This is a genomic window from Endozoicomonas elysicola (genome assembly GCF_000710775.1).
GTDB lineage: Bacteria > Pseudomonadota > Gammaproteobacteria > Pseudomonadales > Endozoicomonadaceae > Endozoicomonas > Endozoicomonas elysicola.
In genome coordinates this window covers 2,509,296-2,526,703 of sequence record NZ_JOJP01000001.1, presented here as the reverse complement: position 1 = coordinate 2,526,703, position 17,408 = coordinate 2,509,296, and the positions used below count along the sequence as shown (strand labels likewise).

14 protein-coding genes are annotated in these 17,408 nt (G+C 43.7%); 4 read left to right on the top strand and 10 right to left on the bottom strand.

Annotated features, from left to right (window positions below; genetic code table 11):
• The first annotated feature begins 929 nt into the window (after positions 1–929).
• Complete coding sequence (locus tag GV64_RS10785; RefSeq protein ID WP_152554020.1) at positions 930–2,615, top strand: hypothetical protein; 1,686 nt, start codon at positions 930–932, stop codon at positions 2,613–2,615.
• A gap of 174 nt (positions 2,616–2,789) precedes the next feature.
• On the opposite strand, the gene GV64_RS10780 is transcribed toward GV64_RS10785, so the two are convergent.
• The 3 genes from GV64_RS10780 to GV64_RS10770 form a co-directional block, all read right to left on the bottom strand.
• Positions 2,790–3,410, bottom strand: coding sequence for a hypothetical protein (locus GV64_RS10780; protein WP_020582834.1), 621 nt, complete (start codon positions 3,408–3,410; stop codon positions 2,790–2,792).
• A gap of 360 nt (positions 3,411–3,770) precedes the next feature.
• On the bottom strand, positions 3,771–4,100 hold the full coding sequence (locus tag GV64_RS10775; protein ID WP_020582833.1) for a hypothetical protein: 330 nt from the start codon (positions 4,098–4,100) through the stop codon (positions 3,771–3,773).
• Between the two features lie 378 nt (positions 4,101–4,478).
• Positions 4,479–4,922, bottom strand: coding sequence for a DMT family transporter (locus tag GV64_RS10770; RefSeq protein ID WP_020582832.1), 444 nt, complete (start codon positions 4,920–4,922; stop codon positions 4,479–4,481).
• Positions 4,923–5,364: 442 nt separating this feature from the next.
• Here GV64_RS10770 and GV64_RS10765 point away from each other — a divergent pair, with 442 nt between their 5' ends.
• Positions 5,365–7,032, top strand: coding sequence for a hypothetical protein (locus tag GV64_RS10765; protein ID WP_152554019.1), 1,668 nt, complete (start codon positions 5,365–5,367; stop codon positions 7,030–7,032).
• 56 nt (positions 7,033–7,088) lie between these two features.
• On the opposite strand, the gene GV64_RS10760 is transcribed toward GV64_RS10765, so the two are convergent.
• Positions 7,089–7,379 (bottom strand): hypothetical protein, encoded by a 291-nt coding sequence (locus GV64_RS10760; protein ID WP_033403076.1) that lies wholly within the window; start codon positions 7,377–7,379, stop codon positions 7,089–7,091.
• Positions 7,380–7,746: 367 nt separating this feature from the next.
• On the opposite strand from GV64_RS10760, the gene GV64_RS10755 reads away from it, so the two are divergent.
• Entirely contained in the window at positions 7,747–8,157 is a 411-nt protein-coding gene (locus GV64_RS10755; protein ID WP_020582829.1) for a hypothetical protein, read from the top strand.
• Positions 8,158–8,483: 326 nt separating this feature from the next.
• On the opposite strand, the gene GV64_RS10750 is transcribed toward GV64_RS10755, so the two are convergent.
• The 4 genes from GV64_RS10750 to GV64_RS26265 all read right to left on the bottom strand — a co-directional run bounded on the left by GV64_RS10750 (position 8,484) and on the right by GV64_RS26265 (position 12,840).
• Entirely contained in the window at positions 8,484–10,232 is a 1,749-nt protein-coding gene (locus GV64_RS10750) for a hypothetical protein (RefSeq protein WP_020582828.1), read from the bottom strand.
• Positions 10,233–10,614: 382 nt separating this feature from the next.
• Positions 10,615–12,246, bottom strand: coding sequence for a hypothetical protein (locus GV64_RS10745; RefSeq protein WP_020582827.1), 1,632 nt, complete (start codon positions 12,244–12,246; stop codon positions 10,615–10,617).
• A gap of 97 nt (positions 12,247–12,343) precedes the next feature.
• Complete coding sequence (locus GV64_RS24710; protein WP_152554018.1) at positions 12,344–12,532, bottom strand: hypothetical protein; 189 nt, start codon at positions 12,530–12,532, stop codon at positions 12,344–12,346.
• 128 nt (positions 12,533–12,660) lie between these two features.
• Positions 12,661–12,840 (bottom strand): transposase, encoded by a 180-nt coding sequence (locus GV64_RS26265; protein WP_160171786.1) that lies wholly within the window; start codon positions 12,838–12,840, stop codon positions 12,661–12,663.
• 157 nt (positions 12,841–12,997) lie between these two features.
• Between GV64_RS26265 and GV64_RS10740 the strand changes: the two genes are divergently transcribed.
• Complete coding sequence (locus GV64_RS10740; protein ID WP_157237017.1) at positions 12,998–14,962, top strand: alpha/beta fold hydrolase; 1,965 nt, start codon at positions 12,998–13,000, stop codon at positions 14,960–14,962.
• 310 nt (positions 14,963–15,272) lie between these two features.
• Here GV64_RS10740 and GV64_RS10735 read toward each other — a convergent pair whose 3' ends face one another.
• Positions 15,273–15,890, bottom strand: coding sequence for an HAD family hydrolase (locus GV64_RS10735; protein ID WP_020582825.1), 618 nt, complete (start codon positions 15,888–15,890; stop codon positions 15,273–15,275).
• A gap of 414 nt (positions 15,891–16,304) precedes the next feature.
• Positions 16,305–17,366 carry a potassium channel beta subunit family protein gene (locus GV64_RS10730; RefSeq protein WP_020582823.1) on the bottom strand — a complete coding sequence of 354 codons (1,062 nt, stop codon included), beginning with the start codon at positions 17,364–17,366 and terminating at the stop codon, positions 16,305–16,307.
• Between the last annotated feature and the right edge of the window lie 42 nt (positions 17,367–17,408).

The window sequence follows — 17,408 nt, the reverse complement described above, 5'->3', positions numbered from 1 at the left end:
ATTTGCTTTGCGAAAGAGCGAAGGCAAGCCCCTGGCATTACCTCTGCCTGAAACCCACACTACCGCCCCTCCAGACATTTTCAGGAACAGTCAGGGGACACTCTCTTGCACGACACTTGGTGAGTAATTTCATAAGTCATAAATAGTACCAACGAACCATATTTCTTAATATTGCTTTGCGTCATATTTTCCGGCTGATTTTCGTCGGTATACCCCGTGCCAGTTGTAATGGGAGAGTTGAGAGATAATCGATAGGCGGGGCATGGTAGCGTGAGTAAGGATTTTCTCTGTGACCGGGTGTCTTAATGCCTTTTGATGGGAATAATCATCAAAAAACAATATCCAGCCGCTGCCCTGCACAGGGAATAGTAATGCTGGATGCAGTACTTTCATTTTGAATTTACGCAAGATTCACCGCCAGCCCCCTGCCCTAGGAATAACTGTGCACACAGACTTATTAAAAGCACGCCTAATCATTCCAAACGCATAACATTACAACTGAACATAGTTATCTTAATATTTATAAAATTATAGAATAAGGAACATTTCCATTGAAGTTCGGTCTATTAGGTATTGATAACCCCGTTGCCTGGCGATTATCTCTCATTTATTTCATTTCTCAGTGATTCAATATAAAGCGGTTACACACCGAAAAATGATTGCGTTATTCAACGAACGTTATATTAAGGAAGATAAATACTATGCCTTTTCCCGTCATATATTCTGCTGTAGCCATACAGACCGCATCACCAGAAACGTTGGAATTCATCAAAAAAAACCCTGAGAATTTACTTTGTGAAGCTAAGGCGGATTCTCGACAAGTAAACAAGGCGAATAGAGTCAGGCCACTCTGTCAACCTGGCGGTTCAGGTGGGCAAGAAAGGCATATCGAAGCAGCGTCAGCCTTGAGGAAAAGACCAATAAGCGTCGTGAGAGACGATCAGGAAATACCACAGAGAGCAGAGTCAGAGCCTGGTGCAGTGGGCGGTTCTGATAGTACGGCTGATGCTCTGTCCCCGGAAATGGATGATCTGGCTAAATGGGATTTGGAAATCAAAGCAGCATTAAGACTTAAAGCACCGGCTATGGTGAAAACTCTTAAAGTAGTTGAATATGAAATAACGAAACGTATTTCAGATGCAAGCGAGCTATCCGATGAGGCTTTTGATCGCTGTTTTGAGTTGATGGGAAAAATCGAAGGCATCAGAACAGAGCTTAAGCTGGAGGACAGCGTAGATGATGAATGTCGTTACATTGAAAACCTGATATTTCAGTACAGAAAATTTGATTGTGCTCGTAACAAAGTAGCTGACATCATTAAAGGGCTGGATGAGACGCGCATGACTGAGCTGTTTCGCCTCGTTGGTGTAGAGAACAGTAACAGGGATAAAAAAGTAACAGCCAGCCGCATTGTTGATCGATGGACCATTTTAAATAATGGCGTTTCTATAGAAGCACTTGCGAGAATTAATTGGGCGCTTGCTAACCAGGTATCCATCGCAAGGCAAAACCGACCTTTGAACAATGAAAACCTGGCTTTTCTTCTCCACATTCTGGTTAACCATCAAGATTTTGTACCACAAAGTCGGCAGTGCATCAGTAACCAGTTAAGGTCGAAAAGTATCAGTGATATCACCAGACGGCTCTCTCATGAACAGGGAAGGCTAAATCATGAATATTATCAGTTGATGAACACTTATGACTCCAGAATTCATCATGAACTGACAAGAATGAGAACCAGAGAAAATGGTCGCAATGAGCTTATTGATGCCTTTATTACTTTGAAGATAGATATGCATGCTAATGCAGATCGACATGATCAGAGAAGGGGGCAAGGCATGAATGATACTGATGATCTCGTCGTATTAGACGAGTTTATGAGTCTGAGTCCCGGTACCCATTGTGTTGACTGCTTTGAAAATAAACCGCTCCGAGAGGGAGATCACCTGCATCAAACCAGGACAGGTAACTGTTATTTAATTGCCTGTATCAATTCCCTCAACAGTGTGCCCTGGGGCAATGCTGCATTAGCGGGGTCAGTGACTAGAGATATTAGAGAGCCGAGGGTTGTTAATATCAGGTTTCCGAAAGAAAAAAGGGCAACAAGGATGGAGGATACGGTTTATGAAACTATTGCGGAAGTTAACCAGGGCCATAAAATCCTGCATTTTAACGCTAAAAGGCTGAGTCACAGCATACAACAAGTCAGAAATAACAGACTTGGTTCACGTGGTCTGCACTGTATTAATGATACCAGTGGTGGTCTGCCGTTTAATATTTTCAAAAATTATACTGACTTTGCCACCAGAGTTAAGCTCCGGCATTTACACCCTTTAACGCCGGAAAATATGGAAAAGCTGAAGCGATTTACCAGGTACTGCGCTGATAACCAGGTAGCTGCAACGCTGGCGATCGAAAGGCGTGACAGAAGTGGTGCGCATGCCATTTCATTGGTAATGCACAACGGAAAACCCTCCCTGCTGAATACTAATGGCCAATATAGAATGCCTTCGGGATACAGTGGATTCTATGAAATAACATTAGCAGCAGAGAATCAGCAAAGGCTTAATGCAGTCCACGCAAAGGTTCAGGATATATTTGGACAGGCCTTATAAATAAAATAAAGATTCCAGTCAGAGTAGTAGAGGGCTTTATACCAATCAAATTTTCTAAACCTGTAGAGCTGACTTCAGAGCTGTCAGGAATATCTAAGAGCTTTCTAATTTAGCCAGGCTGGGCTTGGAATGATGTTTCCATGTTCAAGTCGTTCAACGCCGCTCTCAGTGGCTTTACCAGGGCAATGGTGTGTCAGACTCAACGATAATTTTACCGATATTTGACTGTTCACCTGGCCCGGATGGACGATCAACCTTCCACCACTTCAGTGGTTCTTCAAAGGCTCTCTGCTTTATTTGACGACCGTCCTCAGTAAGAAGATTCCCCGTATACGCTTGAGAGTAACGGGTTCTGATATAATAATCTCCAAGCTGATCCGGTACTGTTAACTGGAATCCAACCGTTACCCACTCTGCTTCGCCATCGTTATCTTCTGCCAGACATTCAACACTGGTTCCAGAATTAACGACCTTTACCCCGCCACCACTTCTTTGCTTACCATTCCAAACAGAAACCTGTGCTTTATGATCGGATGACAGCCCGACGATAATCTGGTTAATTGCATTTCCGCAGGAGGTGCAATCGTGCAGCACATCCATTTCTACATACACCTGGCTACCCGGTTCGGCATAAAACACATTACCTTCCCCTTCAATACTCAAATCCTTTACTTTGTATCGAAACCCCGGCTTTGGTCCGCCAAAATCTTCTGTAAATGTATCAACGATGCGTTCGTCAGAAAGGGTCACTGTACTCAAAAGCAATAAACTCGCCAAACCAAAAAATGGTTTCATTCGTTTCTCCGTAACCAAATAATATTTTATAACAATAGGGTTCTCATAACATACTACCCTATTATTCAAAACTGACAATGAAATGAATCATTTAAATTGATAACTTCAGCTTTATAGTACAAAAATAGCGTTTATCGATACTTGTGTATTTACGATATGAGCAGCCCGAATAAACTTCGGCCATTGCTTTTTAATCCCCATATCAACTAGCGTTAAACCAAGATCATAGATTAATAATTGAATCCCTCCTGAATTCAAAAGGAAAAACCTACCCCCCAAAGGAGTCGAATTAAGGAGAGAAGGTCCGAAAAGAAATCAAAAAAATAGTTAGATCTATTATTTATTGGACATATGAATTTTTTATAACGAAAGATAGCTTCCAATAAGTCCGCAAAAAACCCACAGACTACCACCTGAAATAATCAAAGCCTTTCCCCATATTTTTTTATAGTTTCTATAACCCAGAAAAACAACAGAAAATGCGATAAAAATGGTGGCAATTAAAGGTAGCGTAATTATCAGTGGGAAATAATTAACCTGTGCGGGAATCACTACGATCGGAAAAGCAATAAAAAATAAAATAGAATAGAGATCTAAGGTGAAGCCCACATTTTCCAATAAAATAAACAGGGCACTGGCCAGTGCTGCCCCCAGCATAAACAAAAAAGGCGTAAATATGATTTTACTCATAGTCTATTTCTGATAGCCCCAGCGTTTTTTCATTTTTCCACATTCCCACGTTTTCAGGCCCTGAGGGCCTAGCGTGAAATGTATACTGCAGAGATTATGCCTCGATAGCAATACCGGTAGAGAAACAAGTCTGCCTTCCCACAGATGAGAGCGTGTTGCAAAACCCTCTATACTCGTTCGGGGGCAGCCCCTTCGTAAACCGACCTGCGCTAATAGATTCGTTTTTGAGCGTTGCAGCAGCCTCAGGCTCAGGACCGTGGAAACGAGTCAACGGGTGTAAGGACCCGGACTCATAATTAATTGTCCACTGTCATATAGAATTTTAAGAGTAAGACCTGTTTACACTGCTTTGTACTAATCCTGAAAAGAAAGGCAATCTCAATATTTTTTTATCAGAAATACCCCTGATAACATCAGCAGAACGCCAAAAACTCTTTGCCAGGTAATCGCGTGCTGGGTATAACCGGCCAGGCCAAAATTGTCCAACGTCAGGGACATACCAATCTGTCCGGCGATGACAACCGCCAGCAAAGTAGTCGCACCTAATTTTGGCGCAAAGCATGCCATGCACGTCACGAAAAACGCACCCATTAAACCGCCGGTCCAAGCGACAGCGGGCGTTTCTCTCAGTTGGCCTAACGCTGGCCAGGGATAGCGCAGCATGGTGAATATGACCAGAAGTGCAACAGTGCCGACACAGAAAGAGAACCCTGAAGCCCAGATTACATGGCCACTGGCACGGGCCAGCTGGGCATTCACACCCGCCTGAATCGGCAACATGGCACCGGCAATAAGTACCATAATAACGCTGAGCCATTCCATAACACTTCCCGGATCAAACCGACTGAACTTACGACGCTAATTACGTTGAAGCCACAATGTATGGTCCAGTTTAGCCGCGAAAGTCAGGGGCAGCTTTTTCATTATGAATACAGGGCTTGTTGACGCTTCGTCACGAGCTCAACATATCTATCCCGAGCATCAGTTGGGCTCAATGACTGAAGTGAACGCCACAGTAAATCAAAAGAACATTAGGCAGTTAATGGACATTTAGTGACCTGTTTTTCATAGGTAAGGAACTGCCAAAAACGCTGTCAGTCTAATTGGAATTTGCAAAAGGATGCTGAGTTTAAGTCTGATTGGTGCGTTTACATAAAATCTGGTGATTAGCTTACAACCCATTTCTTTATGTTTACCGATCATAAATCATTCAATCGTCACATTCCGACATCAACAAACCCTAAGCTCAAGTGTTAATCATCAGATGGATAACGTTGATAGAGTCAATTCAAACCCACTTTTCTTTAATAGCGCGGCCAATCGTCGCCCTTCACAACCCCATGCGCATCATCAGGGAAGTTTTAAAACCCATGGCGTTGTTCACTCAACCGCAACGAGGCAGAGTCAAACCACTGCAATCAGTAGCACCTCCCAACCATCGACAATGAGTGCTTACAGCCGCTCAGTAACCACAGTACTCACTGCCACTGATGCCTCGGGTGTTAACAGTGACTATTCAGTCTCTCAGTCTCCAGAATCAGGTTTGGACTCAAGAATGGAACAACTGAGACTTTCTGACCCACGCTCCACGATGATGCCAGTCAACATGAATAGCGCCTCTGCAACTGACACTCTTTCTCCTGTGATTACGGGGCCTTTTCCAGAGGTTGATCAGTGGGAGAATCGCCTGGAAGAAGAGCGAGCTAAAAACGTAAACCGCATTGACAGTGAGGGCGAGCGCCGTCTTGCACAACCCACGGCTTCAGCTCCCCAGAGATTCCGTGTCAGTCATGGTCACCCCGCTGTTCGCCAAGCACCACCGGGAGGTTCACAAGTCCCCCCGTTATTGCAAGGCTCTTATCAGAGACACCCGGGTGTACAGAGGACTCCACGGTTTAACTCGCCTACCCAGCGTTTTAATTTTCCTGCAAATCACAAAATACCTCACGATAGACCAGGACGTGTTTCCGATCGAGGGCAGTGCTCTGATTTGGAACACACAATAAACATCGGATACAGCTTCTTAAAAAATGCCCCTTCACGCGCTGAAATTGAGTTTAAAAAAATATACCCAGCCAGACTTGGCTGCCTGAGGCAGAAAGATCAATGTCGGGTTGTTACCGGACTGGCAAGAGCGATTAAGAATCAAGGGGGAGTAAAAAACTACCAGAGAGCCATTCCAATTATATTGGACTTCAGAGGAAGGCGTTTCGACCCAACCATACCTTCCGGTGACCATAAATTAGACATTACATTAGTAAAGCTCTGGGAGGGGGTTCGCGAATACTCGTGTGCCGAAAAGCTACAATTGGCCATGATCAACAGGCAATTAAACATGCCAGAGGATGCATTGTGCCAACCCTGTGGCAATTACGATACAGATCTATCTATAGCAAGACTCTGGCAAGCCATGAAGAAATACAGGCTTGCTGAAAAGATACTACTGATAATGAGTGATAAGCACCCACACGAATGGCTCCATGCTATGGCGGGCAGGCACCCGAACATGAGAAAGGCTCAGGCTGAGGTTTTATTATGCCAGCGCTCCGGCAATACCGACCTTGATCTGGCTCTGGCAAGGCTCTGGCAGGATATGGAAAAGCATCGGTTGGCTGAAGGGATACTGCTCGCCATTACAGGCAAGAATCTGAAGATGACTGAAACTGAACTGTTCAAACACTCCAGCCAGTACGATATCGATCTGGCACGACAATGGGAAGCCATGGAGAAATATGAACTTGCCGAAAAAATGCTGCTGGCCATTACCGGAAAGCATCTGCAGATGACTGATGAGCAGTTGTGCAAACCTTCCGGCAAGCACGATATCGACCTGATACGGCACTGGCATGCTACGGACAAAAAAGCACTGGCCGAACAGCTGCGTGTAGCTTGTAAATTCCCGCCCTTAAAGCAAAGGTCGGAGATTGATTAACCTTGAAAAAAACCGGGGAGGTCTTTTCAAAGAAAATGAATATTACCTGCAGGGTATCAAGTGAAAGAATTTGTATTTTTCTTCAAGGCGATAAATTCTCTCCCCCCATACGGTGTAATACTATTGCTTAGCCACTGGGAAAAAAACTCGTTATAGTCAGTGCTATCTATCTCGAAGCAGCCCTCATTAGGGTCATATAATTTTATTGAGCCTTTAGCGATAAAAATGCCAGTTGAATGCTGCCGTTCTGAGTAAAACTGTTGATTGGCTGACAGCCCCAACGCATAATATTTTTCACAATCTTTAGTATCTTCTAAAAGGGCTATTCTTGTCTGTTTTTTTCTCACTTATTTACCAAGAGTCAACTGGATTGAAATGTTATGGTGGATGGTAAAGTAAAAATGACTGATTTTATTAGAAGTAATGATTTTTTACGGATTTTAAGCAAACTTAAACGCGCATTTTACCTTACTGATCATAGATATATGTTTTCTTGTGATTAACTAATCAGCCTTGATTCGAGGTGTATTTATTTAAATCATTCAGAGAGAACACCCTAATTATTTATTTAAAATTTGAAGTCACCTATATAAAAAAGGAACCATTACACTAAAACTGGGTCTACAAAGGTTCTATTGAAAATAAATTCAATCTCAAGAATTAATTTAAAACATTAAATTCTTGGTACTAACGTATATAGTAATGGTGTTTTTTATGTATGGTGCAAACTCAACAAACCACAACCCTGTTTTTACTTCCCAAACATCCTCTGCCACCTTTAATGATAATTCAAACACTAAACTAGGATTCTTTGCTGAAAGAAAATGGTTAGTTTCATGCTCTAATCATAATACTGCTATAGAGGTTCTTTATTCTCCTGGTACAAATGAAGTGTGCTTTAAAAAAATTGGAGATAGAGAAGTCAACTATCGCCAAATTGATAGTTCAGGGTATACCTTTAGATTTCATGACTTTGAACATACGTTTATTTATAAGGATCCAATAAAAGAGTTTATGCCGGGTTTTAGTAGTGAAAAGTTAGCTTCCACAATGCAACAGACTGTATCTTCATTAGATGCCCTAAATAAATTAGCGCATCGTATTGGACCAGATTTTCCTATTTAAGGATATAAAGTTCTATATGTTTACGCAATGTGCGACTTTGTCTGAAACTATCTCAAATAGCTGGCATGAAGGAGTTATGATCATTTCTAGCGTTTGAAGCAAAAATCAGGCGGCGTACCCTGTCAGTAGCATTCCTGAAAATTTGCGACTGATAACGGCGATACGCCGTTAGCAATAATGCAGTAATAATGTCAAAACACTCAGGCAACAAGATGAATGTTACCTCGTTCCCACGCCAAATCCACAGGACCTAAAAGCGTGGGAGCGAGGAGGTGATTTAAAAATCAGAAGCTGGCTTTTGCCACCATTCGCGAATCACTCACCATTTAAAGAATACCCTTCACATGTTCATACAATGTATTGATGGTATGATCGATTTTTTCCTGAACGGACCTGGGGTAACCTTTCTGCCATTTGTCTTCATACTTCTGTTTGATAACACCGGCATCCGGCTCAAGAAGAAATTGGCCTTCCTTTACCGCCCCCCGGTTAACCCGCCAGTAAACCGGTTTTTGCTCATCACTTAACGGTGATTTAACAACATATTTCTCCTTACCTTTTCTATCACGATACTTAAGTACATCAAGCGACTCAGCCGCTCCGGTTTTATCGTTCCAAAACCCATCCGCTTTCCATGGTGTATCTTCAGGTGTCGAGGGTAATTCTGATACTTCCTTAAAAAACGCTGGCTTACCGTTGATGGCACCATTCTGATCCAGATGCTGGCTGGACACCTTATTATCTTCTCCAGCACTGGCTTCTATCGTTTGAATTTTATCAATGACGGCCGGATCTTTAAGCGTGAAATATTCGACTCCCGGTAAGTGATATAAAATACAAGCCCCGGCAAACTGAAACTGTATGTACTGGTTGAGTCTTTCCTGGTCAGAAATACCCAGCAGTTTCATTAGTACCTCTTTCTTTTCCTTTGTACTGATATCCAGCAAAGGCACTCCTCGTTTAAGCCAGAGTTTTGTCATACCACCCGACGCATAGCGTACAGCCTCTGACTTCAGACCTGTGAGGTATACCCCTTTACCAAGCGCTTCTCCATTGATGTTCTCAGACTCAGGTTTAAAAAAACCTTTACCCTTTTTACTGCGCCTTTTCCTCCGGGCTTCACGCTGCACATCACCACCACGATACAGGGGCTTTTCATCAGACCATAGCGGACAATGACTGTGGAGGTAACTTTGCATCACCCCGTCGTATGCCAGAACTTGCGAATAATCTTGAGCCAGGTCACGGATCTGTGACAGGTTGGTGCTGATCTTACTTTGGCTCAGGTCATCACCAACCCCCAAACCTCTGACTCGCAGCTCCAGTAAGGCCTGCTTCATTGCAATACCAAACTGCCGTCTGGTTAAATGCTGGAGCTGATAGCCAGAGAACCTGGCTCTAGCTTCCATGAACTCATACAGTGTTTTTTTTATTTCTGGATTTCCTGAGAAGTTGAGGCGCTTAATCAGGCCCTGTGCGATGTAGTCTTTCTCTTTTGTGAGTGTTATACCATTAAGCTCTGTCGCCTTTTGCTCAAGTCGATTGATGACTTGAGCCAAGCTCATACTCTCATCAACGGTAGACAATGGCATTAAGCTCTGGACTCTGTCTTTCAGGTAGTTCCCAGCTTTGCTGCGAACCTCATCAAATCTTGCATCACCCGGGAATGCACTTAATAGAAATAACTTACTGCCACTCCTTGACGTGCCAACCTCGCCTACAGTGACCACCGATTGTTTGCTGGTATTCAGTAAATCTTCTGCAGATTTAATAAAACGATTAATGTCTTCCCACTCTTTCGTCAGCTCTACAACCCTGGATTCCAGCTTTTTACTGACCGTCGATATATCCGTTTCAATATTAACCCCGTCAGCAGGCATACACTCGTTAAGCTCTTTCATTAATCGGCGATTACACTCCTCCGCCGATTTATCATCAAAATTGTTAATGCAAACACACCGACCATCAGAAGTACGCCCTAACTCTTTCAATAACTGAGGAATACCTGAAGTGGATGTAACGACCTCGCATACGTCCTGAAGAACATCCCTGACTTGACAGGCTGACATGGCCATAAATATTCAAACTCCATTTGAATTTCTGAAAGACGATGTCGATTATCATCTTTCAGATGGATATCAGTGTTTTTAAAAAGTAATGAAAAATAATTAATTATTTTAGCAATTTCCAAATTGAAGAATGACTGAAGCAATGGGTCTTAAAAAGAGTAGAAAACCCCTTATGTCCTGAATCTTTTGTTACTTTTCTACTTACTCTCAATGATAAGCAGTCATTATTCTGATTAGTTTTCTTCATTGATTGATGACAGACGGTAGTTATTTATCGATGATTGGTAAAACCTGGTTTCACTAAATCAAAGACCGGGTCGTGAAGACAGGGGTCATGTCTTCCATTTTGCATAAGCGGAAGATTCAAGACCTACTCTCGTCGTTTTACTTATGAAGAGCCATAACCCGAACTATCTCGAGAGGTCTGAGACTGAAAATGGGGATGAAGAGCACAATAATCGTGGTCTTGCAGGAAAGCAAACGATAAATGCTCTTCCGGACACGGCGCGGGTTTCTCTATTTCAGCCTTATCCAGAACCTGCATTTTTTTCAGCGGCCCTAATAGCGTTGCAATACGCCTTTTCCTACTATTCCCAGACTCCGGGAGCTGGACAATGGTATCGGCTGTCGCCCTGCTCACGTTATGATCTTTAATATAATCCATGAGATATTTATAACGTTTTACATAAGCGGCAGCATTGACGCACGTTTTTATACCACTTCCTTCTTTAACCGCTATCGCATCAAAAAGGCCTAAGTATTCCCGCAGCGTCTCCTTGCTGTTGACGTTGTCTTGTTGATCCGGGTGACTGTATATCAACGAGCGATCCTGACAAAGCTTGACTATTCCCGCTGGCAACGACCCCACCTTAACGGTGTCGAACAGATGATTACCGTCGTTCACCTTCTCTTGTTTGAATAGCGTTTCCAACCATTCAGGATGCTTGGCAAAGTAACCAATGCCCTTGATCGCCATAACACCACAACTTACATAATCGATCTGTAGCCCCTCCTCCGGTAACAATATGCCTGCACGCTTTCCCGGAAAAGCGGTCTCAATTTCTTTGCGGATGGTTTTTACCAGAGGTTCCGTATAGCGGCTTTCAGCACCCAGGGTTTCATGCAGGTAGCACTGCACGTCATCACCGGATACCTGGACACAACCGGCCGTGACATGGTTATTTTCTGTATTCTCATAGACAAAATAACACGGACTCTTTTCTTCGGTTTTGATGGCAGCCCCCAATTCATCAGGGGAGGTGCAATAGTGATACCTGAAAGTACCCTCCTGTTTTGCCAGCTTTTTACTCAGCGTGTGCTCAATAACCGGGCGAGTGAGAAAGTATTCACCATCATTTTCGTAATTGATGACCCCTTGATTACAGTCCACAACAGAACCCGACTCTCTAAGTAGAGGGTTTGTTGCAACCCGGTCAGACCGATGCCCTCCCGCTTTGCCGAGACACTCCCACTTCTTTTCCGCCCTGTGCAGAATGATGGCCTCCCCTGCCCCAAGCCACTGGCTGCAAGCCGGAATTGGATACCTTCGCTCACGTGAACAGAACTCAATAAAATTCTTCGATTGATTCTTAATAACAAACTCAGTCCCTTTTGCCGTATTGTTAAATGACGGTAGCTGAAGACTGCAATAAGAGACTCCCGAGGGCTTTTTACCCGTAGTGACACAGTAGACTTTATTGCTATCATGGTCGGGTATGGTCGCCTGACCGCATTCTATATGAAGCGGCTCGTCAGGCCAAAGGAAGGGACTATAAGCTTCTTTATGGCGTGTTAAATCGCTGTTTTTTTCTTTTCCATGGCTTAAGCCACACTTCACAGCAAATACTTTCCGACGCCCTATATTTTGCAGCTCTTGCCAGTGAACGCCTGCCAACAACCGTTTTCTGACTTCGGGTTTAACCCGAACCGCTTTCGTCAGCGCTCCAGAATCAATGCTGGTGGCTTTCGCTATCTCTAAATTAGCAAGAATAGTGGACCAGGGGTGAGCGTGCACTTCCATTGATCTGACTCCATTTTATTATCATCACTTCCTGAAAGTATCCTTGCCATTCATAGGGTTACCTGTTTTTTTAACAGAATACCCAGAAATATAATGGCTAAATGACACCTTCCGCCATTAATGACAAGCGATAATTAGACTCATTTACGCCGGTATAGTTCATTGTCGAGGCGGTTAATTTAACCGGTAAGGCCTTAACCGGATAACTGGAAAGCTTGGCGCTCCCGTGACCCTCTACGATGACCAGACCAGCAAATGTATTAAGGTGTATTCGTCCTGTAGCCATTTACGCTGCTTAAATTACGGTCTCGATAATGAACTTTGTTTTAGCGTTTTTGTCTTCTGTATGCGTTTAAAGGCATTCGATAATTTGAGGCAAGCTTCAATAATTTGTTCGCCCATTGTTTGCCATTTTTAAAAGCGGCGATAGCCGGTTTGACAAGAGGGGAATCTGTCGGGCAAGTCGTACCATTGTGCTCCTGTCCATACAATCCAGAGAACCCGCTCAAGTACTTGTCTTACTGTACGGCCTGTCTGACTTGTTTTGGGAAAGAGAAGCAAGCCCTCCAACTGGATATTGGTTAGCGCTTTCATGGCAGTAACGCTAATTACATAAAAAAGATCATCTCCACTTTTCAATTTGAGTGTTGAGATACCTTCCAGGTTGATTTTTGAGAATTAAAAAGCAATGTGTCCTATTTCTCGCTGTATTCATTCAGAAAACCGACATCCTTCTCTAAATGATATTGAAATGGCTGAACGCAGTCATCTGAACTCTGATCAGAACGATGTTGCTTTACCTGTCAATCGTTCTACCCGTTTCAGAGGCAGGGCTATTTCCTGCCTGAAATATACGATGGCAGGATGTGGTGTAATTATCCTGGGGCTTGGTTTATCCATGTTGGGGATAGGGATACATAAACTCATTCGGGCAAGAGAAATAGAAAAGGCTATACCAGGTCTTCCTTACTCCTCTGGTGATGTCCAAAACCTGACAACTCCGGGTACGACTGCTTTTCATCATTCGATGCAACCGACAAAAGAAACGATTACTCAACACTCAACAAGAAGGCCCAGAGTAACTGAAGGTCCAGAGAAAAGTACTAAACTAACACCCACGGTCAGGGTGACAACAACAGGAACAGCAAAGGGCTTTTCAACGCCTGCTTCTGATAAAAAGTGTGATCCAACGAAGCATTTGAATCTACCCGGCTACACAGTCGCTCAGCAAGAATCTGATTTTCTTGCGTTGTCCTCTACCTTTATTAAAGAGGATGGTTTCACGAATGAACTGAATAATGGAACTATAAAGAAAGTGTGGGATGCTTCAAGGAGTGGAGTTCATCAAATGGCTGATGGCTATTCTTTGAACTGGAGATGCACTATTAATAATAATACACGTATTGCTGTTTTGGTCTCAGGGCGAAGTGAAAATACATTGCTCCATATGGAGTCTTTAAGGGATTTTCATCATCATGGCTTTGATGCCTGTGTTTATGATCAACGAGGACAGGGTGCAAATGAGCGGTTCATCAAAGACAGGCCTGAAGTAGGTGATGTAAACAGTTTTGATGATTACGTAACTGACCTGCGGGAAATGATCGAATTTTTCAATGTTTCATCTTACCCTGATCGTTTTCTATTGGGGCATTCCATGGGCGCAACAATGACAGCGCTGTATTTAGAAAATAATCCACAGGTCACTTTTAATGCTTCAGTATTAAGTGCTCCAATGTTCGAAATTGATACCAGCCGAGCAGGTTTTCTTGGCAATATTGGCATTAGCTCATTGGTTAGAAGTGGTATGTGGAGTGGTTTGTACACTGCCTTTAAACATAGAATTGTTCTGGATCCATATCAAGAAAGAAACTTTACCCAGAATGATGTCACCAATAGTGAGCCACGTTTTAATATGATGCAGGATCTATACAGAGCGATGCCAGAACTAAAGCTGGCTCCTGCAACCGTTCGCTGGGTCGTTGAAGCCAGAGATGCCGGTAAAAATGCAACCGATAACGTTGGTAACATGCCGCCTGTTCCAACACTGGTTTTACAGGCAGGGTGTGATGTTAAAGTGAAGGAGGGTCCGCAGATAAAGTTTGCCCAGGACCTGAATGCTATTTACCCCAATATTACAGGGTTTTATCGTGTAGGCACTGCAAACCATGGAAGCATTTTTGATAGCTGGCTGCCCAGGGCTGCCAGCTGGAGTGCTATTTTAGGATTTATGAATGTATACAGCGGTGCAGGCAAACAACAAGATACACCAGATACTTTTTCAAACGAAACACTTCTCAGTGAATACCGGAGCTTATGTAATAAGCCTTGTCGTGCGATTGAGCCAATGCCTAAGAAAGTTAAACGATCTTTATCTGAGCATCAGGTTATTGCTCAACAAAGTCTTGAAGAGGGTAACTTTGAAGTAGCACTCAAGCATTTTATTTATGCAGGAGAAGATGATGCTGGAGGTTATACTCAAGCAGCAAAGCTATTGAGAGGGCAATTAAGAAAAAGTCACAAGATGTCAGAAATTATTGAGGCTAATCTGGATGCTGCTTTTCATGAAGGTGATCGTGAAGCACTGATCTGGCTTTCCAAACATCTTCATGATTTGAAAAAGTTTTCACAATGGCACCAATCTAAAGCTGTCGCCAGCAAGGAAGCGTCTGATTTGCATCAATACTATGCAGACCAAGCCAGTCAATTTTTAAGCTGAAAAAATGTATTCAGGTAGGGTTTCAGGTTCATTAATAACACAATCACCTCCGGGTTCAGCTCGAATAATGGGGCATGGTGCAATCGTAAAGATGGTAAAAGCAGTACCCAAAAGGGCGGTTACACCAATCAATGATTCAACCGCTCTTTTTGCTCATCCGAGCATCTGTTACGGTGCTATTTAATAACCCACAGGGATTGGTGCTTTTCCGCCTTAAAGTAATCGTTAATCATAAGCAAACCCGGGCCTGTTGAGGTTTCATTGCAAAGCTCAGGCCATGTCGTCATCAGGTTGCTGGCCAATATAAGACTTAGAACACCAAACCCAGTTCTTTCAATTCTTTTTCACATTGAAGCGCATGGTTAAATTGAATAGCAAACATACCGACGCCCCTTGCTCCTTCGACATTATATGGCATATCGTCAATAAACACCGTTTCTGATGGCAGCAACTCCTGCTGTGACAATAAAGAGAAGTAGATTTCAGGTTGAGGTTTTAAAAGGCCAACCTCCGCAGAAACGGTAACGCCATCAAATAGTGGCCAGAAGTCATACGTTGACTTCAGATGCTCTATAATTTCATTGATATTGTCAGTGAGTGCATACACCCGATACCCGGCTTTTTTAATACGATTAAGAAGATCTAACGAACCATAGATCAATATCTGGGTCTGTTTCACGTAATAAAAAAAACGGTCACACTCGGCCGGTGAGAATCCGAACGCCTGTTGATATTGTATTTTTGCTTCCGCTTCAGTCATTAACCCTTTGTTCAAATCAAGCCATACTTGCCCCTGAAAAAGCGTTTTCAGCAAGTCTCTATGATGCTCCGATTCGCCAAAGGTTAATCTGATGATTTCCAGAGGAGACCAGCGAACGAGCACATTACCAATATCAAAAACAACATTTTTTATACTGCATGACTGCATGTTTACTCCTTACAAATAACATTGTATTAGCATTCACCAGCCCTGGTCTGAAGTGAAAAATTTCTCTCGATGCAATGGAACCAGACACACGCTTAAGGTTACCCTGCCATATTACCACTAACAATGGTCTGACAAGCTGGTCAGTATCAATGACAAGTCACATCGTTTGACAACGCATGGTTGAATGGACGTTCTCACTCTGTGAGAGCGCCCGGCCCCAAATGGAGTCCGGAGCCAGGCCTGTTCCTGTAGTATTACCGTGAAATGCAGATCATCCGGGCTCATAATGCCCAGACAACTATTACTTATTTTTATTTCATGCTCCTTTTTATTTCATGCTCCCATGCCTTTAGACCCTGATAGCCCTGCATGGGAGTGTCTATGTATTTGACCATTGTTTGTTCAGCAGAAAAATTACTGACCATAACGTTCCGGTGCTGCCGGCTTGTTCTCTACAATGGCTTCAATCGCTGCCAGCGTTTCCGGCGTAATTTTTTCAACCACGTCCATGGCCTTTAAATTGTCTTCCAATTGGGACAGACGGGACGCTCCTAAAATCACCGTACTCACGTTCGGATTTTTCAGACACCACGCCAGCGCCAGATGGGTAACGCTCATGCCCTGGTCTTTGGCCAACTGGGTCAGTGCCCGAACCTTCTCCAGTTTCATTCTGCCCTCTTCACTGTTCCATCGGTCTTTCAGCCATTCGTAGCCAGGCAGTGCCAAGCGGCTGTCATCCGGAATACCATCATTGTATTTCCCGGTCAGCAAGCCACTGGCCAGTGGTGACCAGATGGTGGTGCCCATACCGTAGTTTTCATAAAGTGGGCGATACTCGGCTTCCACACGATCGCGATTGAACAGGTTGTATTGGGGCTGTTCCATGGTGGGTGGCGTCAGGTTATGAGCCATGGCTGCGGCATGGGCCTCAGTGATCTGTTGTGCTGACCATTCGCTAGTGCCCCAATAGAGGATTTTCCCCTGCTGAATCAGGGTGTGCATGGCACGAACGGTTTCGACGATGGGTGTATCGATGTCCGGACGGTGGCAGAAAAACAGATCGAGATAATCCACTTTCAACCGCACCAGAGCAGCGTCACAGGCATCACGGATGTGTTTTGCACTGAGCCCCATCTGGGTCGGCTTTCTGCCACCAAAAAATACTTTCGATGAGACCGCAAACGTATCCCGTGGCAACCCTAAGCTGTCGATGGCTTCCCCCATGATTTTTTCCGATTCACCGGCTTCGTAGCCTTCGGCATTGTCGAAAAAGTTCACTCCGGCATCGTAGGCCGATTGCAACAATATGGTTGCATCGTGCAGGTCCACTTGTTTACCAAAGGTAACCCAGGATCCAAGTGACAGTGCTGACAGTTTGAGCCCTGAGCTTCCAAGTCGACGATATTCCATAATGACCTCAACTGGTTTAATGGGTGTCGCGAATATTGTGGCGAACGTTTGAATGATAAAAATCATTCAGTGCATTTCAACTATCGAAGAGATTGTGTAGTAAATTAA